Source organism: Paraburkholderia caledonica (assembly GCF_000383275.1).
In the GTDB taxonomy this organism is placed as follows: Bacteria; Pseudomonadota; Gammaproteobacteria; order Burkholderiales; family Burkholderiaceae; genus Paraburkholderia; species Paraburkholderia caledonica.
In genome coordinates, this window is sequence record NZ_KB911045.1 from 162,328 (window position 1) to 186,703 (window position 24,376).

Here is a 24,376-nt window from a genome sequence, read left to right on the forward strand (position 1 = left end):
ATGTCGCAAGGATTGCTCGATGCACAGAACGGCGCAACGTCCTCGCCCGACGCAAGCGGAAAGCGCGGCGTGTCGCGCCGCACATTCCTCAAGCTGAGTGTGACCGTCGGCGCGGCGGCGGGTGGCGGGCTGCTGCTCGGCTTCAGCATGCCGGCCGTCAGTCAGGACCAGAAAGCCGGCAAGTCGGTGATTGGCGGCGACGCAAACGAAGCGGCGCAGAACGGCGTGTTCGCACCGAATGCGTTCATCCAGATCGACACGGCAGGCAAGGTTACGCTGGTGATTCCGAAGGTCGAGATGGGTCAGGGCGTTTATACGTCGATTCCAATGTTGATCGCCGAAGAACTCGAAGTGCCGCTCGACACCGTCACGCTCGACCACGCGCCGCCTGACGAGAAGCTCTTCACCGACCCGTTGCTCGGCGGCCAGCTCACCGGCGGATCGACGTCGATCCGCTATGCATGGGAGCCGATGCGCAAGGCGGGGGCCACCGCGCGCATGCTGCTTATCGGCGCGGCCGCGCAGCAATGGCAAGTGGACGCCTCAAGCTGTCATGCGAAATCCGGTCAGGTCATTCACGCGGCGAGCAATCGCAGCATCGGCTATGGCCAGTTGGTGGATGCCGCGGCCAAACTGCCGGTGCCGCAGAACGTGCCGCTGAAGGACCCGAAAGACTTCAAGATCATCGGCACGGCCGTGAAGCGCCTCGATTCGCCGGAAAAAGTGGACGGCACCGCAACGTTCGGCCTCGACGTGCGACTACCCGACATGGTCTACGCGGCCATCGCAAATTGCCCCGTGTTCGGTGGCAAGCTTGCGAGCGTCGACGATACCAACGCGAAGAAGATCCCCGGCGTGCGTCAGGTCGTCAAGATCGACAACGCGGTCGCCGTGATCGGCGATCATACGTGGGCAGCCAAACGCGGGCTGCAGGCGCTCGACATCAAATGGAACGAGGGCGCGGACGCAAAGCTTTCGATGAAGCAGATCGTCGACGATCTGGCCAATGCGTCGCAACGCAACGGCGCGGTCGCACGCAAAGACGGCGATGTGGTGCACGCCTTTTCGAACGCGAAGACGCGAGTCGATGCCGTCTATCAGCAGCCGTTTCTCGCGCATGCCACGATGGAGCCGATCAACTGTACGGTGCATGTGCGCCCCGATGGCTGCGAAATCTGGCTCGGCTCGCAGGTGCCCACGCGCGTGCGCGACGCGGCAATGGCCGTGACCGGCTTGCCCGCCGACAAGATCGTCGTGCACAACCATCTGATCGGCGGCGGCTTCGGTCGCCGGCTCGAGTTCGATATGGTCACGCAGGCGGTCAAGATCGGCAAGCAGGTGTCGACGCCCGTCAAAGTGTTGTGGACGCGCGAAGAAGACATTCAGCACGACATGTACCGGCCGTACTACTACGACAAGATTTCCGCGGGCCTCGACGCGAACGGCAAGCCGCTCGCGTGGCAGCACCGGATCGTCGGTTCGTCGATCATGGCGCGCTTTGCACCGCCTGCATTCAAGGACGGGCTCGATCCCGACGCGGTCGAAGTCGCGTCCGATCTGCCGTACGACTTGCCCAACCAGCTCGTCGACTACGTGCGCCAGGAGCCGCACGCCATTCCCACCGCGTTCTGGCGCGGCGTGGGCCCGACGCGCGGCACGTTCGTGGTCGAAAGTTTTATCGACGAACTCGCGGCCGAGGCCAAGGTGGACCCGGTCAAATACCGGCGCGATCTGCTCGGCAAGACGCCGCGTGCGCTGAATGTGCTCAACACTGCCGCGCAGGCGGCAAATTGGGGCAGCGCGGTGCCGAAGGGGCAAGGGCGCGGCGTGTCGGTCATGCATGCGTTCGGCAGCTACTTCGCGATCGTCGTCGATGTCGCGGTCGATCAGGGCGAGGTGGCGGTCAAGCGCGTGGTGTGCGCGGTCGATTGCGGAATGGTCGTCAATCCGAACACCGTCGAAGCGCAGGTGCAAGGCGGGATCATCTTCGGCATTACGGCGGCGCTTTATAGCGAGATCACGATCAAGGACGGCCGCGTGGAGCAAAACAACTTCACGGACTACCGGATGCTGCGTATCGACGAGACGCCGCCTATCGACGTGCATATCGTGAAGAGCAGCGAGGCGCCGGGCGGCATCGGCGAGCCGGGAACAGCCGCGCTCGCGCCCGCGCTGACCAACGCGATTTTCGCGGCCACCGGCAAGCGGCTGCGGCAATTGCCGGTCGGCAGCCAGTTGAAAACCGCTTAACGGGAGCCCGACATGAAAAACACTCTGAAGGGTTTCGGTGCGGCGCTATGCGTGGCGTTGCCTTTTCTGGCCCAGACATCGCCGGCAAGCGCGGCGGCATCCGCAGCCGACCAGGCGCTCGTGCAACGCGGCGCGTATCTGGCGAAGGCCGGCGATTGCGCCGCATGCCACACGGCGCCGAAAGGCAAGCCGTTCGCGGGCGGCTTGCCGATGAACACGCCGATGGGCCAGATCTACACCACCAACATCACGCCCGACGCGCAAACCGGCATCGGCAGCTATACGGAGCAGGACTTCGCCCGCGCCATGCGCGAAGGTGTCGCGAAAGACGGCCACAACCTGTATCCGGCGATGCCGTATCCGTCGTATGCAAAGGTCAACGACGAAGACATGAAAGCGCTTTACGCGTTTTTCATGAGCGGCGTCGCTCCGGTGCAGCAGGCCAATCGCGAGTCCGACATCAAATGGCCGATGAACATGCGCTGGCCGCTGAAGCTCTGGAACATGGTGTTCCTCGAGAAGGGCGTGTACCAGAACAAGCCGGGCAAGGACGTCGCATGGAATCGCGGCGCGTATCTGATCCAGGGACTCGGGCACTGCGGCTCATGTCACACGCCGCGCGGCATTGCGTTCCAGGAGAAGGCGCTCGACGAAACCGGCAGCGCGTTTCTGACTGGCGGTCTGCTCGACAACTGGTACGCGACGAACCTCACCGGCGAACATAACGTCGGCCTCGGGCGCTGGAGCGATCAGGACTTGCAGGCGTTCCTGAAGACCGGCGCGAATCGTCACGCTTCCGCATTCGGCTCGATGACGAGCGTGATCAACAACAGCACGCAGAACCTGAACGACGGCGATATCGCGGCGATGACGACGTATCTGAAGTCGCTGCCGGCGGTGGGCGGCAACGGTGCGCCGCCCTACAAGTACGATCCGCAAACGACGAAGGTGTCGCTCAACCGTCCCGCGAACGATGCCGGCGCGCGCGTCTACACCGCGTATTGCATGCATTGTCACGGCGTCGACGGACGCGGTTTTGCGCCGATGCTTGCGCCGTTGGCCGGCAATCCCAACGTGCTGGAAAAGGACGCGTCGTCGCTCATCAACGTGACGCTGAACGGCACCGAGGACCTCGTGATCGGCGGCATTCCCGCGCCGTATCCAATGCCGAAGTACGCGCCGGTGCTCAACGACCAGCAGATCGCCGACGTGCTCACGTTCGTGCGCGCGGGCTGGAATAACGGCGCGCCCGCAGTCACGGCCGCCGACGTGACGAAGCTGCGCAAGTCGACTCAAGCGGCGCGCTAGCTGTAGCGTAAAGCGTGAGCGCATGAAAAAGCGTCAACCGTCTTGCGGCGGTTGACGCTTTTTTCCATTCTGCGACGCACCCGGCTCGCGAGGTCTAGCGATGCTGTCCGACCTTTTGCCGTTTCTCCAGCACGCGTGCGTACCAGGTCAGCGGAAAGCACATCGCGAAGTAGATCATGGCGACCATCCCGTAGATCGGAAACGGGCGGAACGCTGCGTTCGTGATCATCGTGCCGGTCTTCGTCAATTCAGTGAAGCCGATAATCGACGCCAGCGCAGTGCTCTTGACTACCTGCACGAGAAAGCCGACCGTCGGCGCAACGGCGATTTTGAGCGCCTGCGGCCAGACGATATAACGCAACTGCTGGCTGAACGTCATGCCGAGACTCGCGCCGGCGGCCCACTGACCGCGCGGCACGGCTTCCACACAGCCTCGCCAGATGTCGACCAGATACGCGCTCGTGTAAAGCGTGAGCGTGACCGTGGCGGCGACCCACGGCGACACGTCCACGCCGAGGAGCGGCAGACCAAAAAATGCGAGAAAGAGTTGCATCAGCAGCGGCGTGCCCTGAAACACCTCCACATAGAGCACGACGATGCGGCGCAGCCACGGGAGCGGCGACACACGCATGGCGAGCAGGATCAGGCCAACGATGCCGCCGCCGACAAACGCGATCAACGAAAGCAGCACTGTCCAGCGCGCCGCGAGCAGCAGATTCCGAGCGATGTCCCACAGGGTGAATTCGACCATGATCAACGCTCCGCGGGCAGGGTGCGGGCGCCGCGCCACATCAGGCGGGCACGCCAGCTGCGAGGCGCGCTGTCGGCGCCGCGCGCGGTGCGGCCCGCAAACAGGCCGCGTCCGAACCGGTTGAGGATTTGCCGCAGCACGATGGATAGCAGCAGATACGTCGCCGTGATGATCAGGTAGCTCTCGAACGAACGGAAATTGCGAGACTGAATGAAGTTGGCTGCGTACGTGAGATCGGGAACGGAGATCTGCGACACCACCGCCGAGCCGAGCATCACGATCAGCACCTGGCTCAGGAGCGCGGGAAACACATTGGCGAGCGCCTGCGGCAGCACGATGTAGCGAAACACTTGCCGTCCATGCAGACCGAGTGCTTGCGCGGCCTGAACCTGGCCGCGCGAAATGGAGTCGATGCCCGCGCGCACGATTTCGATTGCGTAGGCACCCAGGTTGACGGTCATCGCCAGAATCGCCGCCTGTATTTCGTCGATGTGAATACCGAGGCTCGGCAAGCCGAAGAACACGAAGAACAACTGCACGATGAACGGCGTATTGCGGATCAGTTCCACATAGCTCGCCACGACCCAGCGCGCCCATTTTGGTCCGGCCACCGCGACGCTCGCGCCCGCGATGCCGACCACGGCGCCGAGCAAGGTCGAGATCGCCGTGAGTCCCAATGTGACGGCAACACCGCGCGCGAGCATCCCCGCATAGAGGCCGAAGCCGCTGAAATCGAACGCATAGGTCATGGCGTGGCGCTCATCGTGAGTCAAACTCCGTACAGGAAAATCAGAGATCGGCCGGCAACGGCGTGCGCAGCCATTTCTGCGAAATCGCGTTCATGGTGCCGTCCTTGCGGGCCTTGGCTATGGTTTCGTCGACTTTCTGCTTCAGACGCGGCTCGTTCTTGTTCAAACCGACGTGATCCGGCGAGCTGAAAAGCGAGAACTTCTGCTCGGGATCGTTGGCGGGATGACGCGCGAGAATCGTGGCGCCGACGTCGTTGCCGACGACCATCAACTGTACCTGACCAGAAAGAAACGCCGAAATTGCTCCGTTAGGATCGTCGAAACGTTTGATGTTCGCGCTGGGCGGCGCGATCTTCGTCACGCTCAGGTCTTCCAGCGTGCCGCGCGCGACCGAAATGGACTTGCCTGCCAGGTCGGCGGCGTTTTTCACCGGCAATGCTTTCGGGCCGAACACGGCCAGGTAATACGGCGCGTACGGCTGCGAGAAGTCGATCACCTTCTCGCGCTCGGGCGTCTGACCGACCGACAGCAGCATGTCGGCCTTACGGTCCGCGAGGTATGCCATGCGGTTGTCGCCCGTCACCTGGACCAGTTCGACCTTGGCGTTGAGCGCGCGGCCGATCAGATTCGCGACGTCGATGTCATAGCCCATCGGCTTCATGTCCGGCCCGATCGAGCCGAACGGCGGATAGTCCATGAACACGCCAATGCGCACGGTGCCCGATTTGGCAATGCTGTCGAGCGCATCGGCATGAGCGGCCGGCGAAAACGCGCTGAGCGCGCCAGCGCCGGTGAACGCGAGCGCTGCGGCCAGCGTGGCGAATGCGCGGCGCGCTGTCGATCGAACGGGCTTGAGTTGCTTAATGAGCTGATTCATGGTCTGTCCTCTGTCGAGTGTGTTGCAACTGTCGTGTTGGAATACGATTGATATCACTGCACCGCGCGCGCGGCGATCAGCTTGCACGCGTGCGGCGGCAGTTCGGCCAGCACCGGCATGCCGAGCGCAAGGCCCGGTGTTTCGCGCGGCGTAGTTGCGGCAGTCAGCGTAAAGCCGGCGCAATCGATCGTCGCCTCAAGCGAGGCGCCTACGTCGCGGATAAACGTGACCGTACCGGCCAGCCGGTTCGGCCCTGCGGCGGCGCCGGTCGCGGATTTCACGCAGACGTCCTCGGGACGGATCAGCAAACGGATGTCGCTCGTGGACTCCGGAACGCGAGCCGCCTGCGACACCGCAATGCGCACGCCGCCAGGAAGACTGACCGCGCCCGCGCCGTCGTAAGTGACCGGCAGGATATTACCGAGCCCGATAAAGTCGGCCACGAACTCGCTGACCGGATCGCGATAGATGTCGAGCGGCTTGCCGACCTGAGCGATGCGGCCTTTTTCCATTACGACGATTTCATCGGCCATGGTCATTGCTTCGCGCTGATCGTGCGTGACCATGATCGTGGTGATGCCGAGGCGCTGTTGCAGCAGGCGAATTTCCACTTGCATCGCTTCGCGCAATTTGGCGTCGAGCGCGGAAAGCGGTTCGTCCAGAAGCAGCAGTTTCGGCTGCGACGCGATCGCACGCGCAATCGCCACCCGTTGCCGCTGACCGCCGGAAAGCTGGGTGACCGGCCGGTTCGCCATGTGCGGCAACTGGATCAGTTCGAGCAGTTCGGCGATCCGGCGCGCCTGTTCGGGCTTCGGCGTCTTACGCAGCTTCAGCGGATAGGCGATGTTTTGCGCGACGCTCATGTGCGGAAAGAGCGCAAGCGACTGGAACACCATGCCGAAGTCGCGCTGGTTGGCCGGCACGCGCGTGATGTCGCGGCCCGCGAATTCGATGCTGCCCGAGGTCGGCGTTTCGAGGCCGGCGATCATCCGCAGCAAGGTGGTTTTGCCGCAGCCCGACGGGCCGAGAAAGCACACGAGCTTGCCGTCCGGCACGCTCAGATCGACGCTGTCGACAGCATAGGCCGCGCCGAAGCGCCGGGTCACGGCCTGCAAGGTCAGATGAGTCATCGAATGCTCCAGCAAGAAGGCGTCGGAAAAACACGTGCGGTCACAGCGCAACCCCTTCGTCGCCGATCAGCTTTTCGAGCAGCCAGATCAGCGCGAAATCGATCGCGACGATAAACACCGCGAAGCAGAACACGGTCGGATCGAGCGACGACACCGTGCGGCTGTACAGCCACACCGGCAAGGTCATTGTGTCGATGGTGTACAGGAAGAACGTCACGGTGAATTCGTTGAACGACACGATGAACGCGAACAACATGCCGGCGAGAATGCCCGGCCGCATCAGCGGCAGGATCACGTCGACGAGCGCGCGGGCCGGGCTCGCGCCCATCACGCAGGCCGCTTCTTCGAACTCGGGACCAATCGAGGCGACCGACGCCGCGCAGTTTTTCACCGTGAAGGGCAGAGCCAGAATCACGTGCGCGACGATCAGGCGGAAGACGCCGAGTTCGACCGGCAGCACGTTGAAGACAAGCAACAGCGACAGGCCCAGCATCACGAGCGGATAGACGAGCGGCAGCGCGACCAGTTGCTCGACCGCCGGTTTGCCGCGAAAGCGATAGCGGCTCAGCGCGTAAGCCGCGGGCACGGAGACGAGCGTCGCGATCAGCATGGTCGACAGCGCGACGATCAGGCTCGTGCTCAACGCGGCGCCCATCGAAAGCGAACTGGTTGCGTCCGGCGACACGAAGCTTTGCCATGCGGCGCGATACCAGTGCAGACCGTACGCGTGCGGCGGGAATTCCAGCGTGTCGGCCGCGCTGAACGACATCGTGATCATGGTGAGAATGGGCAGCGCGGCGACGAACAGCACGATCGCCGCGAGCAAGGCCGTGGCCTTGCCGAGCTGACCGGGCAGAGCGTTGGACAGACGCGGCCAGCGGGGCGGCGGCGACGCGCGATGCAAGCGCGCACTCGGGACGGGCGTGCTCATGCGTGGGGCTCCTCGGCGAGACGTTGGGTGCGGCGCACGAGTCGTTGTGAAAGCGCCATCACGGCGAGCGTCGCGATCATCAATACGACACCGGATGCCGACGCGGCCGGCCAGTTCAGCAAAGGCGCGACCTGATCGTGAACCAGTACCGCGAGCATCGGCACGCGGCGGCCGCCGAGCAAAAGCGGCACGGCGAACGCGCTGGCGTTGTAGGCGAACACGAGTAGCGCGCCCGACACCAGACCGGGCATGGCGAGCGGCAACAGGACATGCCGCAGCGTTTGCCAGCGCGTTGCGCCGAGCGTCGCCGCGGCTTCCTCGAATGAACTGGAGACGGCGCGCATGGCACTCGAAAGCGGCAGCACCGCAAGTGGAAACGCCGTCTGGATGAGGCCGAGCAGCACGCCGTTTTCACGGTACAGCCACATCAACGGACGATGCATGAGACCGCTGCCGAGCAGCGCGTGATTGAGCAAACCGGCCGGCCCGAGGATGATCAGCCAGCCATAGCCTTGCAGCAGCAGATTGACGAGCAGCGGCAGCAGCACGCCGGCCAGCAACAGCCGCCGCGCGAGACGCGACGTCGTGCGCGCCATCGCGAGCGCGACCGGAATGGCCAGCAGCACCGCGCAGATCATGCTCTGGAACGCGAGCTTCAATGTGAGCCACAACGACCGCATGAAGTAGCCGTCCAGCAGATCAGCGTAGTTCTGCAGCGTGAAGCCATGCCATTCGTTGCCTTGCGTGCCGAAGCTCATGCGCAACACGACGAGCGCCGCCGCGCCGAGCACCGCGAGAAACAGCAGGATCGGCGCGAGCAGCAGCCATGGCCTCGCCTTCTGCGCGACGCTGGCCGCAGGCGCGTCGGGTCCTGTGGCGTCGGGTCCGGCGATGAGTGCGGCGCGGGACGCGGCGCCCATGCCAGGCGCCGCCTCGTGAGCCGTAGCATCGGAGGAGGCCGCTGAAGCACGCCGCGAGAAGCGCGCTGGCATCGTCGTCATGCCGAAAAGATTTCGGTGTAGCGCTTGATCCACGCGGGCTGCACGGCGGCGAGCGCCTTGTCGTCATGCAGCACGGCTTTCTCGGCGATCTGCTGCGCGCTTGGCACGAACGCGCGGCTCTCGGCGGGAATCACCGCTTTCGAATTGACCGGGCCGTTGAGCACGTCGGCGGCCATGCGGCCTTGCACGCCGGCATCGAGCGAATGATTGATGAAGGCGTGGATGAGATCGATGTCGCCGGGATGCGATTTCGGGATCACCGTGAACATCAATTGCGTGGCGAAGCCTTCTTTCATGCCGTACGTCACGCCCATCTTGTATTCCGGCTTGCGAATCTGATCGGGGAAAAACGCCGGCGAATAGATGCCGCCAATGTCGAGCGAGCCGGTGCGAAAGAGATCGGCCACCTGGTTCGGATTTTCACCGAGCGTCATGACGTGGTCTTTCAGTTGCATCAGCTTCTTGAAACCGGGCTCGATGTTCTGCTGCGAGCCGCCGTTCATCTTCGCGGCGATGATCGCCAGATCGACCGCTTCGGCCCATTCCGGCGGCGGCAGGAACAGGCGGCCGGCGTATTTGGGGTCCCACAGCGCTTCATACGACGACGGCGCGGTTTTCACCGTCGACGTGTTGTAGATCAGACCGTCGGACCACAGCAGGTAGCCAATGCCAAAGCCGTTCGCGCCAGTGCGGTACTGCGGCGCCACTTCTTTCAGGTTGGGCAGCTTGTCGAGATCGGGCTTCATCAGCAAGCCAGCATCGCCGAGACCGGCTGCGCCCACGCCCGCGAGCGTGATGACGTCGTAGGTCGGGCGCTCGCCCGCGGCCTTGACCTTCGCGACCATGCCCGAGGTGCCGTCGGCGCGGTCGGCGATCACCTTCGCGCCGGTCTTCGCGGTGAACGTCGCGGCGATGTTGCGCAGCGCGGCCGCGCCCGTGTCGTCCGACCATGTCAGGAGCCGCAACGTCTTGCCGCTAAAGTTCTGCTGCTGCGCGCGCAGATTGACGAACGGCATCGGCAACGTGGACGCCGCGAGCGCTGCGCCAATCGTCTTGATGGCCTGCCTTCTGCCCCGTTTGATCTCTTGCATGGCGGTCTCCCTGTGTTGAACGCCTGTTGCCTGGTGATAATCGCTGTGACCGCTGCCGCCGCACCGCACGGCACCGATCGTTGGCGTTGGCGGATGCGTACTGTGGATGCACTCTAGGTTTGCCAAAATCCGTCAACAAACGAAATATGCGCATGGAGGGCATGACGTAATCTCATGCCGGGCACGTATCGCGAAGTGCGGAAAGCGCGTCACGCGATCCGCCCGAAGGTTGAGCCACCGGCGTATTCGGGTTAACGTCCATGCTTTTCCGCACTCTGCGCTTGCCCGTAGGTATGAGCAAAGCTCGGTTCTGGTGCGTTTGTGGCGGCCTCGTGCCCCGCTGCAGTGCGCGCCGCGCACATTCGGCGCGTTTTTCGACCGACGCATGAGCGCAACGCATGCCGCTACGCGTTGCCAAGACTCGTGCGGCGACGCGCGATCGCGTATCCTGTGGGCAGGCGACGAATGACGACATCGATCTATCTCGCCGCCGCAATGATTTTTTCTGATCCGGATACCTGATACTTCATGCGACGCCTTCCGCCGCTCAACGCGCTGCAGATTTTCGAAACCGTTGCGCGTCACCGCAGCTTCACGCGCGCCGCCGATCATCTGTGCCTCACGCAAGGCGCGGTGAGCCGGCAGATCATCGCGCTGGAGGACTACTACAAGTTTCCGCTCTTCAAGCGCCACGCGAAGGGGCTGACGTTGACCGCCGAGGGCGAGCTGCTGCTGCCGGCGGTGAAGGAAAGCTTCGCGCGAATCGAGGAGATTTCGCTGCGCTTGACGCGCCAACGCACGGACCTCGCGCTGAAGGTGCCCACTTGCGTCATGCGCTGGATGCTGCCGAAAATCATGCGCTTCCAGGCCGAATATCCGGACCTGCATGTGCAGATCACCACGACATGGCAGCATGACGTCGACTTCCAGCTCGAACCGTTCGATGCCGCGATCATTTATGGCTCGTCGCCCGGTGCGGACGTGCAGGCGGTGCCGTTATTCGAGGAGCGTCTCACGCCCGTGTGCGCGCCCGATCTGTTGAAGGACAAGCCGCTCGCGGCCGTCCGGGATCTCGCGCGGCATACGCTGTTGCATCCCACGCGCGATCATCGCGACTGGAAAATGTGGCTTGCCAAGGTCGCCGAAGCAGACACGGCAGACGCGCGTGAGATCGACGCCGAGCACGGGCCGAGCTTCGACACTCTGGACATGGCAACCAACGCCGCGTTGCAGGGCTTCGGCGTGGCGATCAGCGACCTCGCGCTAATCGACGAGGACGTGGCCGCGAGGCGCCTCGTGCGACCCTTCGATATGGTCCTCAAAACGGGTTGGCGCTACTACTTCGTGTATCCCGATTCGGTTGCGCATCAGCAGAAGCTGAATCTCTTTCGCGACTGGATCGCCGCGCATTGGGAAGAATAGGTGTCGATGTTCCGCGCGTTTGAAGGCGGCGCGGCAGAGCGCAAACCTACGGCGCGAACGACAGGAACAGATATGCGGCGAAGAGCGACAGATGCACCGCGCCCTGAAGGATCGTCGTGCGTCCTGTGCTCAGCGTCAGCGTGCCGACAATCAGCGTAAGCACGAGCAGCACGGTCTCCTTGCCGTCGAGGCCGAGCACGAGAGGTTGCCCCGTCGTCAGGAACACGGCCGCCACGGTTGGAATGGTCAAGCCGATACTCGCGAGCGCGGAGCCGAGCGCCAGATTCAGGCTGTTCTGCAAGCGGTCGGCGCGCGCCGCGCGCACGGCGGCTAGACCTTCCGGCAGCAACACCAGCGCGGCGATGATGATGCCTACCACCGCCGGCGGCGCGCCGGCATTCTGGACCGCTGTCTCCACGACCGGCGACAACACTTTCGCGAGCAGCACCACCGCGACGAGGCACGCCACCAGCAGGCCGCCGCTCGTGAGCGCGAGTCCGGCGCTGGGCGGCGCGGCGTGCACGTCTTCGTCGGGCACGTCGGCGAGAAAGTAATCGCGATGGCGAACCGTCTGCACGAATACGAACACGCCGTACAGCACTAGCGACGACGCACCGGCGAAAGCGAGTTGCGACGGCGACAGCATCGGGCCGACGCTCGTCGTCGTGTAGTTCGGCATGACGAGGGTCAACACCGATAGGGAGGCCAGCACGGCGAGAGCCGCAGCCGCGCCGCGGCTCTGAAAATCCTGCTCGCGGTGACGGATGCCGCCCACGAGCACGCACAGTCCGACGATCCCATTGCAGACGATCATGACCGCGGCGAACACGGTATCGCGTGCGAGGCCCGCTTTCTCGGGGCCGGACGTCAGCATGACGGAGACGATCAGCGCGACCTCGATCACGGTCACGGCCACAGCGAGAACTAGCGTGCCAAAGGGCTCGCCGACGCGGTGCGCGACCACTTCAGCGTGATGCACTGCCGTGAAGACCGCGGCGCAGAGCGCGATACCCACTAGCACGAGCAGTAACTGGTTGCCCGGCAACGCGTAGGCCGCGCCCAGTACGATCCACGCAACCAGCGGCACGGCGAGAGTCCAGCGGGGCAAGACGGTCGGCGGCTTGGCCATCGGGCTTCCTTTTGTCTGGTACTTGTTCGTGAATCGTGCGACGAGGCGGGCTATGAAAACGGGAGCGACGAATTAAACCGGTGCGTTAGGAGGATGGTGCAACGGTTTGGATGGTAGAGCTTTTTATCAGGCGCGGGGAAGGTTTGTTGATGGCGCTGCGGGTCGTGGCAGCACGAGATTGCGCAGGGAATTGCCACGCTGGAGGCCGCGTTGGAATGGTCTGGCCGGGATTGCCGACCGTGGACTGCAGACAGCGAACTGCGAACTGCGAACCGCTACGCGTCAAATGCAACGACATTGCTAAAGAGTTGCTCGAGCCTGTTACGCCCCGGCAGAGTGCCAACGTCAGGCAACTCGACGCCGGCACTTGCCGAGGTTGCTGCCGGCGCCACGCGAGCGCCGGCTTGTGGTCGTTACTGGCCGACTGGGCGAACCGTCAAAGCGTTCTTCACCGACGTCACGCCGGCCACGCCTTGCGCCGCTTGCGTTGCGATGTCGACTTGCGACTGGTCAGGCACCGTGCCGGCCAGCGTCACAGCGCCTCCGCGTGCGCGCACGTTGATGTTCGCGACGCTCAAGCCCTTGGTCTTGGCGAGCGCGCTACGGACCTTGCGTCCGAGCGCACGGTTGGCAGCCTTGGCCTGCTTGCCCGTTGCCGCCGACGACGCCGCGGTTGCCGGTGCGGACGCCGCCGCGTCGCTGCTTTGTGCGGACGCGTTGAGCGATGCCAATACGATCAGCGCGCCGCCGACCATCTTCATTGCCGTGGATGCTTTCATGCGAGTTTCTCCTTGTCGTGAATATGCTCGTCCCCTGGCGGAGACCATGTGTTGCACTACGGGTACAGCGGAATCAAATCGGAAGGACGTCACTGCGGGTCTTGCAAATGCTTGAGTCTGGCGAGCTCGTTTTGGCTGCTTCGACGGGCCGAAGCCTGCGTGAGCCGGTGCAGGCTTGTTTGGGGCCGGAAGCAAACGATACTCCAATTGGTTCCAGGGTGAATGCGGCGGTGCCCGGAATGAGGCTTTGCTACAACGGTGAAGCCATGATGAGCAAAGCTTTGCTGCATATCCGGGCGGGCTGGTGTAGGCCGTGGCGTCCCGTGTTCCCAAAAAGTGGACTAACGGTGGACTAACGTGGGCTTACCTTGGACTAACCAATGCATCAGCCCGCGGACTAACCCACTCACCAGTCACTGCAACCACCAACGCATTCAAAAAAGGCACGCTGCATGAGCAAATCATTGCTTCCCATCATCCCGTTGTCGCGTAACGATTTGCCCGTGGGGGCTGCTGACCTCGCGCGTTTCATGATCGGCAAATACCTCGTGCACGACGTGCCCGAAGGGCGTATGAGCGGTCGCATCGTCGAGACCGAGGCATATCCGGTAGGCGATTCGACCAGCCATGCGTTCATCGGGCGTCGTCCGTACAACGGCTCGATGTTTCTCGCGCCCGGCTACGCCTACGTGCGGCTCACCTATGGCCTATCGTACATGCTCAATATGTCTGCCGAAGCGGAGAACATCGGCGCCGGCATTCTGATTCGCGCGATAGAGCCGCTCGAGGGTCTGCCGCTGATGGAAGCGCGCCGCCCCGGCGTGCCGCTGCGCGACCTGGCACGCGGACCCGGCCGCCTCACTATGGCGTTGGGCATTGGCCAGTCCTTCGACGGCCAGGATCTTTGCAGCGGGCGCGACCTGTGGATCGGTGTCATCGAAAAAGGCGATACGCCGGTCGGTGTGACGACACGCATTGGCTTGTCCCGGGAAACGCATCGGCCGCTGCGCTTCTTCGAGCCGGGCAGCGCGTTCGTCAGTGGTCCGCGCAAGCTGCTTCTTGCACCTCACGCCGACCTCGGCGGCAATTCGCAAAATTGACCGTCTTGCGGACGCCGATCTCGCGGATACATACCGCAGCTTCGGACCACGGGAAGGCAGGCGTGGCACATCGGCGAAATTATTACGGCAACGATGCAAGCGGCATTTTGCCTGGCGGCAATTCCGGCTGACTTTTTCGATTACGACAATTATGTATCTCACAATTAGGGGTTTTCCCTCGGTGCGCCGGTGACTAGACTGGAATCACTCGCTTCCACACGGTGTGGCAAGCAGCAAATAAAACCAAGTCTGGAGGTAATAATCATGAAATCGCTTATCAAGGCAGTCGCCATTGCAGCCGTTCTCGCCGCTCCGGTCGCATCGTTCGCTCAATCGAGCCAGCAACCCGTGACGCGTGCGGAAGTCCGCAACGAGCTGATCCAGTTGGAACAGGCAGGTTACAACCCGGCAGTCAGCAATGACCCGAACTATCCGGCTGACGTCCAGGCCGCCGAGCGTCGCGTCCAGGCGCAAAATCCTGCAGTTGCGCAAACGCAATTGCCGGTTGCCGACACCAGCGGTTACGGCGGCGTGGCGAATGGCTCGTCGCAATCGGGCGGCGTGCGTGAGCCTATGACCGGCGCGAAGTCGGTGTATTTCGGCAACTAAGATTCTGCAGCTTGGCCGCGTCGGCAGTCTCCGCTAGTTGAGTCTGCAACCGGCCGGCCAGTTTCTTAAGGCCGCAGAGCGTTGGATTCATCAAGCGCGATACGGCTGCTGCCGCAAGCATTGCAATTCTGGATTTGAGTAGGAGAGCGTGCCGCTAGATCAGGCGGCGCGCGGTCTTCCAGCGGGATTGAAATACCGAATCACGTGGTTCTGACACGTTGGGCGGGCTAACGCAAAGACTCAGGTCCATGGCCGACACCGCGTCACACGGCGCCGTAGCCTGCATGCCAGGCAAAGCGTTGCGCGGTGTCACATACCGCCCAGGAATTCACAGGAACCTCCGCTGCCGCAAGGTAGCTTGGCCCAACCGTTCAGCGATTGGGCTTTTTTTGCGGCTCGTACATGCGGCAGGCGCGGCGCGTCAGGGACGCTCGCCGTGAATATAGAACTCTAGTTGCTGAATGGTGAACTGCTGTTCGGCGATGATGTTCTTCACGAGGTCGCCGATCGACACCATTCCCACGAGCCTGTCGTTTTCGATCACCGGCAAGTGGCGCATACGCCGCTCGGTCATGAGCGCCATGCAGTCGTCGGTGGTCTGCTCGGGGCGCACGAAGCGCACGGCCTTGCTCATGATCTCGCGCACCGGCGTGGCCTTCGATGACCGGTCCATCAGCACGACCTTGCGCGCGTAATCGCGCTCGGTGACGATCCCCGCGATGCTGTCGCCGTCCGTCACGACGAGCGCGCCAATGCCTTTCTCAGCCATCAGCTTGATCGCTTCGTACACGGAGTCGTCGGCCCGTATCGTGTAGACGGTCGTGTTGTTCGGTTTGGTTTTAAGAAGCTGTGCAACGGTTGTCATGGAGCGGCTCCGTTTCGCGGTGCAGCACGCCGGCGCGGCGGCTGTCGAGGACCAAGCAATTCCAGTATAGGCGCGAGACGCCAGCGAGTGTGTTCGGGAATACCTGGAGCGCGCGAAGCGTTTACTTCGGGTAGTGCGGCCTCAAACTATTGCACTTGCGGTGAGTTGGGCGCTTCGCTGGTGCAAGATCCGTGCGCCATGCATGGGCATACGGTGAGGTCGGCCGATTAGCGGTAAACTCCTGTCCGTACCTTATCCCCGGTTTCATCGGGTTCATGTTCAGCACCTTTGTCTAACGCCATGCTCACGTCTCACGATCCGTCGCCCGTAGTAGACGGCGCCATCAACGGCGAATGCGTCGTTCTCGACGCCACCGCCACGCTTCCCACGCGCTACGGCACGTTCACCTCTTACGTGTTTCGCGTGGTCGAAAGCGGCGCCGAACATCTTGCTCTCGTGATGGGCGACGTCGCGAACCGGTCTTCGGTGCTGACACGTTTGCACTCCGAATGCCTGACGGGCGACGTGCTCGGCTCGTACCGCTGCGATTGCGGCGAGCAACTCGATCTGGCGCTGCGCTATATCGCGGCCGAAGGCTGCGGCGTGCTTCTGTATCTGCGGGGGCACGAAGGCCGAGGCATCGGTCTGTCGAACAAGATCCGCGCTTATGCGCTGCAGGAGCAGGGCCGCGATACCGTCGAGGCTAATCTCGATCTCGGTCTGCCGGACGACTCACGCGAATACGACTCGGCGGCGGGCATCTTGCGCACGCTGAAAGTGACCTCGGTCCGCTTGATGAGTAACAATCCCGAAAAGTTCGACACGCTGTCCAAACACGGGATTCCGGTCTGCGAACGCGTCGCGCTCGCCATTCCGATGCGCGAGGAAAACGAGCGCTATATCCGTACGAAGCAGCTCAAGTTTGGGCATTACTTCGATGAGAATGAGTAGGCGGGAAGCGGCACGGCACACTACAGTGCAACCCGCGGCTCCTATCGCTTGAAGACTCGGAAGCGCTCGACCATCAAAGGTGTGAGCACGGGGAATAGAGCGCGAAATGGGTCGACGAGCGCGTCATCTGCGCGCTGCCGTCACGTTCCGCTGCATCTTTGATTTCTATCTTGCACGGACAATATCCACGCAATTCACCGGCAGTGCAAATTAAACGTTTGGACAGCAGGGCGAATATTTCCGCAACGTGCGGGAGGCAGGCGATCTGCCGCATGAATAAGCGCGCAGGCGCTGGCGAATGCGACTGTGCATGTGTCGCAACTGTTTGGAGCCGGGGTGGGACGCCCGATTCTGTGCGAGCGTCTGCGTGACTCGTGTTCGGCATGCGTTTGGCCGCGGCTATCGGATGTCTGCAATCCCGCAGTCTGATTACGCCAGACACCGGAAATTCGCTCGATTTTGTGCCGATATCATACGGTGGGTACCGCGGCTCGTGGCCGTCAAGGGGAAGTCACACGCGTGAAGTGTTTCGACTTCTCGAACAGGACTGGTCACGGTCGGGAGCGCGAGCTGGTGATCGTAGCCATTGCTCAAAACACCTTCGCTGCTTGCTTCGGAAGCGATCTTAATGGAACTAACAACTCGCTATGCCGCGACCACCTGAGGTCGCTGCACATCCCACAGGCGCGGCGGTCGTTTTAACGCTGAAATCGTCCCGCAGCACTGAATTGAATATCGGAAGCGTATTGAACGCAAACGATGAAGAATCTTCTGGCGCGTGTTACACAGCGTGTCGGTTTATTAGCCAACGGGCTCAGGAAAAATCAGCAGTTGCCGTCCAATGCAATGACAAAAGCCGGCTTTGCCAATTACCCCTGAAAATGACGACACCGGTCATACGCGACCGTTATTGGACCGCAATTCCGGACAGCCACATGCAATCTACGGCCCACTCGAACAGGATCATCTGTACGGAGCACATTTATGCTTGAAGGGTTTCGTTACGAGCCATCAGCGACCGGATTCACGCCTGCCTGGCTGGATATTGCGTTCAAGGAACGGGGCGTCAGCCGTTACGGACCAGGAGAATCCAACCCGAGGATTGCCGAATACAACAACACGACTCAACTCGCCGGTTATGACGACAAGATTTCGTGGTGCTCGTCATTCCTCAACTGGTGTATGAAGCAGTCAGGCATTCCCGGAACGGGATCGGCCTTGGCTCGCTCGTGGCTCTCGTGGGGCAATCCGCTCGATGCGCCGAGATATGGTTGCGTTGCAGTATTGACTGCCGACGACGCCGTCGAATGGAAAGGGCATGTCGGGTTCTTTATCCGATCGGACGCCGACAACGTCTACCTGTTCGGAGGCAACCAGCTCGGAGAGGTGAGGGAGTTGGCTTATCCGCTCGAACGCGTGCTGGCCTATCGCTGGCCGTAAGCAAAACCCGTTCGAATGACGAGGCAGGAAAGCGGCTCGGACCGCTATAACGGGCGAATTGCATCTCGCGGAGAGACTGCGGCCTCATGTGGAATGTCGAGGCGTTTTCTGAGCGCGAGCGCCCGTCGAAGCACCGCCACATCGGTCGAACGATCCGGTTTCCAGTGACCCTTATATGCGTCGTGCGTTAGCGCGGTCATCGGCCGCGAGACAGGCTAACGCTTCGCTCGCACTCGAGGCCGTCTGCACCTGCGCCCCAAAGCTACGCCCCTGCGCAACTCACTTCATTCTCACGACGACCTTGCCCTTGGCACGTCCTTGGGCCAGATATTCGAGCGCTTCCTTCGCCTGCTCAAACGGAAACACCTTGTCAATCACTGGACGAAGCTGTTCCGACTTGAGGAGTTCGCCAATTTCACAGAGTTGGGCTCCGTCGGGGCGCATGAAGAGAAATGAATACGTCACATCCCGCTTCTTCGCGAGCCGCTTGATCTTGCGGCTCATTAGGCCGAACACCAACCTCAAAATAAAGTTCAGCCTGCGGGCGCGGGCGAACGCTGCGTCCAGCGGCCCGATGAGCGACACGATCTGGCTCCCCGGTCTGAGAATGCCTATGGATTTCTCAATCGCATCGCCTCTGATGGTGCCAACCACAACGTCGTAACCGTCCAGAACTTTCTCGAACTCCTGCTTCTTATAGTCGACAACCTCGTCTGCACCCAGACTGGTCACCAGTTGCACGTTGCCCGTGCTGGTTGTCGTTCCCACGCGGGCGCCGAAGTGCTTTGCGAGCTGGATCGCAAACGTGCCAATGCCGCCCGACCCGGCAGGAATGAAAACTTTCTGGCCGGCTTGAAGGTGGGCGCGCTCTTTCAACGCCTGCCACGAGGTGAGCCCGACCATCGGAACGGCCGCAGCCTGCACAAAGTCGAGGTTGACCGGCTTCGACGCAGCAACGCTCTCCGGCACCGCCGCGAATTCAGCGATCGAGCCCCTGCCGAGATCGAAAAGGCTGGCAAAGATTGCATCGCCCGGCTTGAAACGCGTCACGTTACTGCCGACCTCGGTTACCACGCCGGCAATATCGCTGCCCACCGTAGCGGGCAACTCGAATTTGAGGACGGGCTTGAAGGTCCCCGACGGAATCATGTTGTCGATCGGGTTCAACCCCGCCGCGTGGACCTGTACCAACAGTTCATCAGGCTTGAGCGTGGGGCGGGGCACTTCGGCGAACCCGATTTCGGGTGTCTTGCCGTAGCGTTTGAAGGTGAGCGCTTTCATGGTGTTCTGAATCCAGTTTTGGGTACCTGTCGCCGGCCGCGATGTTTTCAATGCGCCAGAAATTCCAGCGCTTTGATCACGAAGTCGGCGTGATACTGAAAGATGCCTCCGTGTCCTGCGTCCTCGTAAATGACGAACTGCGCGTTGGGAATGCGGCGCGCCATATCGTGGCTCAAGGCGGTAGGCACCATGATGTCGTTGTCTCCATTTGCGATCAGAACAGGCATGTGCAGGCGGCCGAGATCCTGCGGCGCCTGCCGGCCCCAAGCCTTGATCGCCTTGAGCTGACGAAGCAACGCGCGGGGTGTCGGCCCTCTGTCGCGCTCCGCCGTGCGTTCCTTCAGCCTCTTCAGGAACGCGCTCGCTGCCTCGCGGCCATTAGCGGTGGAGGTGAAGAACAGATAGGTCTTGGGATCGCGCATCGTCAACAGGCCCTTGAGCATCAATGGCCAGGACTTGGCCCCCACACGGTCGATGCCCCGGCCGCCCCCGGGCCCCGTACCTGTGAGGATGAGCCTGCGCACCAGGTCCGGCGCCTTTAGCGCCACGTCCTGCGCGACGAAACCGCCGAGCGAAAAGCCGAGCAGATCGACCTGACTGAAACCCATCGCGTGGATCAACGCGATGGTGTCGCGCGCCATCTCATCCACGGTCACGGGCGCGAGGCCACCAGACAGCCCGATTCCGCGATAGTCGATCGCGATGATGCGATGCTTGCGAGCGAGGCCATCGACGATGCGCGGATCGAAGTTGTCCAGCACGGCGCCCCAGTGGTTGAGCAGGATCAGCGGAATGCCGCCGTGCGGGCCAAGCTCGCGGTAAGCGAAAGTGGTTCCGGCCGCCGTGACATGGCTGTTCTGTGCGCGGGCATAGGACATTGCCGACTGGCTAACCCTGCCGGTCGAATCGATCGTCTGCAACGCGCGTGAGCGTTGTGTGTGCGTGATGGTCATCGAGCTACATCTCAAGAACTGAGCCGGGGAATCGGTCGATTAGGCATGGCTGGCTTTCGCGTAGACAGGGGCCAAAGTGTTCAGGCTTCTGACCGGTAGCGATCGGCCGCGTGCGCTTGTCGAATATCCGACAGGAGCCCTTGACGCGCGCCATCCAGCGCCTCCCAGCGGCCGGCCACATGCAACGGCGGGATGGTGACCAGTTCGCGGCGGTCGAAACCGACGAGCGCCGCATCAACCAGTTCGCCGACCTCCATCACCTCGGCAAGCGAATTGACGTCGATGCCGGCGCGCTCCCAGATTTCCGTACGGGTCGCTGCCGGCAGCACCGCCTGCACATAAACGCCGCTGGGCGACAACTCGAGGTGCAAGCCCTGCGACAGAAACAGCACGAACGCCTTGGTGGCGCCGTAGATCGACATACCAAACTCGGGCGCGAGGCCCACCACCGAACCAATGTTGACGATCGCGCCTGTGCCCGACTCGACGAAGTGCGGAGCGACCGCGGCTGCCAGCCGCGTCAGCGCCGTGGTGTTGAGCGTGATCAGGCGTTCGATGCCCTCGCTGGTCTGCTGCAGGAATCCGCCCGACTGGGCCATCCCCGCGTTATTGATCAGGATACCTATGCTAGCGTCGTCGCGCAGTCGGGTCTCGACTGCGGCCAGGTCCCCCGGCTGGGTCAGGTCAGCCTGCAGCACTTCGACGGCAACACCGCTTTCTTCACGCAGGCGTGCGGCCAGCGTATCGAGGCGCGCCTTGTCGCGTGCAACGAGCACGAGGTCGTGGCCGCGGCGTGCGAAGCGCTCGGCGTAGATTGAACCGATGCCGGAGGATGCACCGGTGACGAGAACAGTCGGAAGCGTGGTCATGAGTAGTTTCCTTCAAATGAGCGTTTGGATGGGGCGCAAGCGCTGCGCGCCTCAAGCGGTGATGGCTGGGTAATCGGTGTAGCCCGCGGCGCCGCCACCATAGAGCGTGGCGAAATCGGGCTGAGCCAGCGGGGCGCCGGTCTTCAGGCGCTCGACCAGATCGGGATTGCTGATGAAGGCACGACCGAACGCGAACAGGTCTGCGGTGCCCTCGTTGAGCCTGGCGGTGGCGAGCTCCAGGTCGTAGCCATTGTTGGCGAGATAGGTCTGCCTGAACCGCTGTCGCAGTGCGTCGTAGTCAAACGGTGCAAAATCGCGCGGGCCGCCCGTCGCACCCTCGACCACGTGCAGGTAGACGATGCCCAGCGCGCTGAGCTGCGCCGCGATGTAGTCGTACTGCGGCTGAGGATCGCTGCACGAAATGCCGTTTGCCGGTGAAACAGGCGAAATGCGCACGCCGGTGCGATCGGCACCAATTTCTTTCACCACGGCCGCGACGACTTCCAGCAACAGGCGCGCACGGTTCTCGATAGAGCCGCCGTAGGCGTCAGCGCGCTGGTTGGCCCCGTCCTTGATGAACTGCTCCAGCAAATAGCCGTTCGCACCGTGAATTTCCACGCCGTCGAAGCCGGCCGCAATTGCGTTGGCCGCAGCCTGACGGAAATCGTTCACGATGCCCGGCAATTCGACAAGCGCCAGCGCACGTGGCTGGGATACCTCGACAAATCCGTTGTTGACGAAGGTTTTCGTCTCCGCGCGAATCGCCGAAGGCGCGACCGGCGCAGCGCCGCCGGGCTGGACGTCGGCGTGCGAGACGCGTCCGACGTGCCAGAGCTGCGCGAAGATGTGCCCACCCTTGGCGTGCACGGCCTCGGTGACCTTGCGCCAGCCGGCAATTTGCTCAGGCGTGTATAGGCCCGGCGTGTCCTGATAGCCCTGTGCCTGGGCCGACACCTGGGTGGCTTCCGTGATGATGAGGCCCGCCGAAGCGCGCTGGGCGTAGTAGGTCGCGGCCAGTTCGCTGGGCACTAGCCCCGCGCCCGCGCGATTACGCGTTAGCGGTGCCATGACAAAGCGATTGGCAAGCGTCAGGCGGCCAAGGGCGTAGGGCTCGAAAAGCGTCGTTCCGGTCATATCGGTCAGACTCTGGGTTGGCAATGGACGCAATGATGATGGTCATAATCTAACGTGTCAAGGTTTTGATGATGATCGACATCAATGTATAATCCAACCTTCGAACACATGAACCACTGTGGTCACGAAATGAAGATCACCAAGGCACAGGCGCAGGCCAACCGGGAACGCGTCGTCGAGACGGCGTCAAAGCTGTTTCGGGAGCGCGGCTACGATGGGGTGGGAGTTGCCGATCTGATGGCAGCGGCCGGCTTCACGCACGGCGGCTTTTATAAGCAGTTCGGCTCCAAGTCCGATCTAATGGCGGAGTCGGCGGCCTGCGGTATTGCGCAGACCGTGGCGCTGAGCGCGGGTGCCGAGGCACCTGAGTTTGTGCGGTACTACCTTTCCCGCGAGCACCGCGACGCCCGCGCGACCGGCTGCACGATGGCTGCGCTGGGTGGGGATGCCGCACGTCAGTCAGACGCAGTTCGGGCCGAGTTTGCGGCCGGTATTGAGAACCTGCTGACTGTGCTTTGCCCCGAAGGCGGTGCGGGGGACGGTGCGGACACGGGCCAGGCGCGAGCCAGGTCCCTCGACATGCTGGCGCATGCGGTCGGTGCGATTGTCATGTCGCGCGCCTGCCCGGACGATTCGCCGTTGGCCGACGAAATCCTTGCGGCTTGCCGTGACCAGATTCTGGCGTCAATGAGCTCGTCGACGACCGCGGGCGAAGAACCGTAAGGGTATTGGCCTGTACCCGTGCATGCTCCGCCATCTGTCGTCGTGCGCATTCTCGATGGAGAGAATGCCAAGCCCGAATGTTCGCGATCACCTGGCTCTCGAGCTACAGCGCGCAAAAAATCCCGCCGGGCGGACTGGCCGGCGGGCCCCGAGATCCGAACCTCGGTGACAAGTCCGGAGGGTTCGGAAGGAGAACGAACTGCGATGGCTGGACCAACCGCCTGGCCATCCCACTGCGCTCCCCAGGTATAAAGCCGTCAGACCTGCAAAGCATCCATCATGCGGGTCCGGGCTTGCGACTCCCGATCCCTGGACTCATGCCTTGGCAAATTGCAGGCCGCCGAAATTCTGGATCGTGGGAATGTCGACTTTCGTGTACGTGCTGATCTGGGTAACCGGTGCGACCACGATACTCGGGCTGGCGAAGCCGCCACCATAAGCAGCATTGAAGTTCCCGAAGTTGAAGTTGCTGCCGCCGCGTACAGCGGACAAGGCCTTGGCGGACAGTTCTTCGGTGTGGGCGATATCTCTGATGGTCAGCGAGGTCATGGTAGGTCTCCTGGAGCTGCTTCTCTGTTTGGGTTTAAAGAGTGTGGTTCGACGTGCAAGCGGGGAGAGCGCACCTCTATGGGATGAAACGGCATCCGATGTCGGTGCGACTCTCCGCGGCGCTTAACTCACGCCTTGGCAAGCTGCAGGCCGCCGAAATTCTGGATCGTGGGAATCTCGACTTTCGTGTACGTGTCAGTCTGCGTGACGGGTGCAACTACGACGCCCGGGCTGGCGAAGCCGCCGCCATAGGCAACATTGGCGTTGCCGAAGTTGTAGTTGCTGCCGCCGCGTACAGCGGACAAGGCCTTGGCGGACAGTTCTTCGGTATGGGCGATATCTTTGATGGTCAGTGAGGTCATGGTAGGTCTCCTGGAGCTGTTTCAGTTTCGGTTTAACGAGTGTGGTTCGACGTGCAAGCGGGGAGAGCGCACCTCGACGGGATCGAACGGCATCCGCTGTCAGCGCGACTCTCCGCGGCGCT

25 protein-coding genes are annotated in these 24,376 nt (G+C 62.5%); 9 read left to right on the forward strand and 16 right to left on the reverse strand.

Annotation, left to right across the window (positions count from 1 at the left end):
* Together H281_RS0127775 and H281_RS0127780 are read left to right on the forward strand one after the other, a co-directional pair.
* Complete coding sequence (locus H281_RS0127775) at positions 1–2,250, forward strand: xanthine dehydrogenase family protein molybdopterin-binding subunit (RefSeq protein ID WP_020070415.1); 2,250 nt, start codon at positions 1–3, stop codon at positions 2,248–2,250.
* A 12-nt stretch (positions 2,251–2,262) separates the two neighbouring features.
* Positions 2,263–3,558, forward strand: coding sequence for a cytochrome c (locus tag H281_RS0127780; RefSeq protein ID WP_020070416.1), 1,296 nt, complete (start codon positions 2,263–2,265; stop codon positions 3,556–3,558).
* 94 nt (positions 3,559–3,652) lie between these two features.
* Here H281_RS0127780 and H281_RS0127785 read toward each other — a convergent pair whose 3' ends face one another.
* The 7 genes from H281_RS0127785 to H281_RS0127815 form a co-directional block, all read right to left on the reverse strand.
* A complete protein-coding gene (locus H281_RS0127785; protein WP_020070417.1) occupies positions 3,653–4,309 on the reverse strand; it encodes an amino acid ABC transporter permease in 657 nt (218 codons plus the stop codon).
* 2 nt (positions 4,310–4,311) lie between these two features.
* Positions 4,312–5,058: an amino acid ABC transporter permease gene (locus tag H281_RS0127790; protein WP_020070418.1), complete on the reverse strand. Its 747-nt coding sequence runs from the start codon at positions 5,056–5,058 to the stop codon at positions 4,312–4,314.
* A 40-nt stretch (positions 5,059–5,098) separates the two neighbouring features.
* The gene (locus H281_RS0127795) at positions 5,099–5,935 is read right to left on the reverse strand and encodes a transporter substrate-binding domain-containing protein (RefSeq protein ID WP_020070419.1); all 837 of its coding nucleotides are present in this window, start codon (positions 5,933–5,935) and stop codon (positions 5,099–5,101) included.
* Positions 5,936–5,988: 53 nt separating this feature from the next.
* The gene (locus H281_RS0127800; protein WP_020070420.1) at positions 5,989–7,065 is read right to left on the reverse strand and encodes an ABC transporter ATP-binding protein; all 1,077 of its coding nucleotides are present in this window, start codon (positions 7,063–7,065) and stop codon (positions 5,989–5,991) included.
* Positions 7,066–7,105: 40 nt separating this feature from the next.
* Positions 7,106–7,996, reverse strand: coding sequence for an ABC transporter permease (locus H281_RS0127805; RefSeq protein WP_020070421.1), 891 nt, complete (start codon positions 7,994–7,996; stop codon positions 7,106–7,108).
* Complete coding sequence (locus tag H281_RS0127810; protein WP_020070422.1) at positions 7,993–8,916, reverse strand: ABC transporter permease; 924 nt, start codon at positions 8,914–8,916, stop codon at positions 7,993–7,995. The genes H281_RS0127805 and H281_RS0127810 overlap by 4 nt, the downstream gene beginning before the upstream one ends.
* A gap of 77 nt (positions 8,917–8,993) precedes the next feature.
* On the reverse strand, positions 8,994–10,088 hold the full coding sequence (locus H281_RS0127815) for an ABC transporter substrate-binding protein (RefSeq protein ID WP_020070423.1): 1,095 nt from the start codon (positions 10,086–10,088) through the stop codon (positions 8,994–8,996).
* A 528-nt stretch (positions 10,089–10,616) separates the two neighbouring features.
* Between H281_RS0127815 and H281_RS0127825 the strand changes: the two genes are divergently transcribed.
* Positions 10,617–11,510, forward strand: coding sequence for a LysR substrate-binding domain-containing protein (locus H281_RS0127825; protein ID WP_020070425.1), 894 nt, complete (start codon positions 10,617–10,619; stop codon positions 11,508–11,510).
* A gap of 46 nt (positions 11,511–11,556) precedes the next feature.
* Here H281_RS0127825 and H281_RS0127830 read toward each other — a convergent pair whose 3' ends face one another.
* Complete coding sequence (locus H281_RS0127830; RefSeq protein ID WP_020070426.1) at positions 11,557–12,639, reverse strand: calcium:proton antiporter; 1,083 nt, start codon at positions 12,637–12,639, stop codon at positions 11,557–11,559.
* A 413-nt stretch (positions 12,640–13,052) separates the two neighbouring features.
* On the reverse strand, positions 13,053–13,418 hold the full coding sequence (locus H281_RS0127835) for a BON domain-containing protein (protein WP_020070427.1): 366 nt from the start codon (positions 13,416–13,418) through the stop codon (positions 13,053–13,055).
* Positions 13,419–13,870: 452 nt separating this feature from the next.
* Between H281_RS0127835 and H281_RS0127840 the strand changes: the two genes are divergently transcribed.
* Both H281_RS0127840 and H281_RS0127845 read left to right on the forward strand, forming a co-directional pair.
* Positions 13,871–14,518 (forward strand): DNA-3-methyladenine glycosylase, encoded by a 648-nt coding sequence (locus tag H281_RS0127840; protein WP_020070428.1) that lies wholly within the window; start codon positions 13,871–13,873, stop codon positions 14,516–14,518.
* 264 nt (positions 14,519–14,782) lie between these two features.
* A complete protein-coding gene (locus tag H281_RS0127845; protein ID WP_020070429.1) occupies positions 14,783–15,127 on the forward strand; it encodes a DUF4148 domain-containing protein in 345 nt (114 codons plus the stop codon).
* A gap of 421 nt (positions 15,128–15,548) precedes the next feature.
* On the opposite strand, the gene H281_RS0127850 is transcribed toward H281_RS0127845, so the two are convergent.
* Positions 15,549–15,992, reverse strand: a complete 444-nt coding sequence (locus H281_RS0127850) for a CBS domain-containing protein (protein WP_020070430.1) — start codon at positions 15,990–15,992, stop codon at positions 15,549–15,551.
* 300 nt (positions 15,993–16,292) lie between these two features.
* Between H281_RS0127850 and ribA the strand changes: the two genes are divergently transcribed.
* The 3 genes from ribA to H281_RS0127860 all read left to right on the forward strand — a co-directional run bounded on the left by ribA (position 16,293) and on the right by H281_RS0127860 (position 18,383).
* Positions 16,293–16,943 (forward strand): GTP cyclohydrolase II, encoded by a 651-nt coding sequence (gene ribA / locus H281_RS0127855; protein ID WP_020070431.1) that lies wholly within the window; start codon positions 16,293–16,295, stop codon positions 16,941–16,943.
* A gap of 759 nt (positions 16,944–17,702) precedes the next feature.
* Positions 17,703–17,822 (forward strand): M15 family metallopeptidase, encoded by a 120-nt coding sequence (locus tag H281_RS37505; protein ID WP_164701954.1) that lies wholly within the window; start codon positions 17,703–17,705, stop codon positions 17,820–17,822.
* Positions 17,823–17,927: 105 nt separating this feature from the next.
* Positions 17,928–18,383 carry a TIGR02594 family protein gene (locus H281_RS0127860; RefSeq protein ID WP_020070432.1) on the forward strand — a complete coding sequence of 152 codons (456 nt, stop codon included), beginning with the start codon at positions 17,928–17,930 and terminating at the stop codon, positions 18,381–18,383.
* A 279-nt stretch (positions 18,384–18,662) separates the two neighbouring features.
* Here the strand turns inward: H281_RS0127860 and H281_RS0127865 are convergent, their stop codons facing one another.
* From H281_RS0127865 to H281_RS0127880, 4 genes are all read right to left on the reverse strand, one after another.
* Positions 18,663–19,664, reverse strand: a complete 1,002-nt coding sequence (locus H281_RS0127865) for an NADP-dependent oxidoreductase (protein WP_020070433.1) — start codon at positions 19,662–19,664, stop codon at positions 18,663–18,665.
* A gap of 47 nt (positions 19,665–19,711) precedes the next feature.
* The gene (locus tag H281_RS0127870; RefSeq protein ID WP_206362277.1) at positions 19,712–20,542 is read right to left on the reverse strand and encodes an alpha/beta fold hydrolase; all 831 of its coding nucleotides are present in this window, start codon (positions 20,540–20,542) and stop codon (positions 19,712–19,714) included.
* Between the two features lie 155 nt (positions 20,543–20,697).
* Positions 20,698–21,486, reverse strand: coding sequence for an SDR family NAD(P)-dependent oxidoreductase (locus H281_RS0127875; protein WP_020070435.1), 789 nt, complete (start codon positions 21,484–21,486; stop codon positions 20,698–20,700).
* 51 nt (positions 21,487–21,537) lie between these two features.
* Positions 21,538–22,620, reverse strand: coding sequence for an alkene reductase (locus H281_RS0127880; RefSeq protein ID WP_020070436.1), 1,083 nt, complete (start codon positions 22,618–22,620; stop codon positions 21,538–21,540).
* A gap of 129 nt (positions 22,621–22,749) precedes the next feature.
* On the opposite strand from H281_RS0127880, the gene H281_RS0127885 reads away from it, so the two are divergent.
* Positions 22,750–23,343 (forward strand): TetR/AcrR family transcriptional regulator, encoded by a 594-nt coding sequence (locus H281_RS0127885; RefSeq protein WP_020070437.1) that lies wholly within the window; start codon positions 22,750–22,752, stop codon positions 23,341–23,343.
* A gap of 315 nt (positions 23,344–23,658) precedes the next feature.
* On the opposite strand, the gene H281_RS0127890 is transcribed toward H281_RS0127885, so the two are convergent.
* Positions 23,659–23,892, reverse strand: coding sequence for a hypothetical protein (locus tag H281_RS0127890; protein WP_020070438.1), 234 nt, complete (start codon positions 23,890–23,892; stop codon positions 23,659–23,661).
* A gap of 128 nt (positions 23,893–24,020) precedes the next feature.
* Positions 24,021–24,254: a hypothetical protein gene (locus H281_RS0127895; protein WP_020070439.1), complete on the reverse strand. Its 234-nt coding sequence runs from the start codon at positions 24,252–24,254 to the stop codon at positions 24,021–24,023.
* Positions 24,255–24,376: the final 122 nt, after the last annotated feature.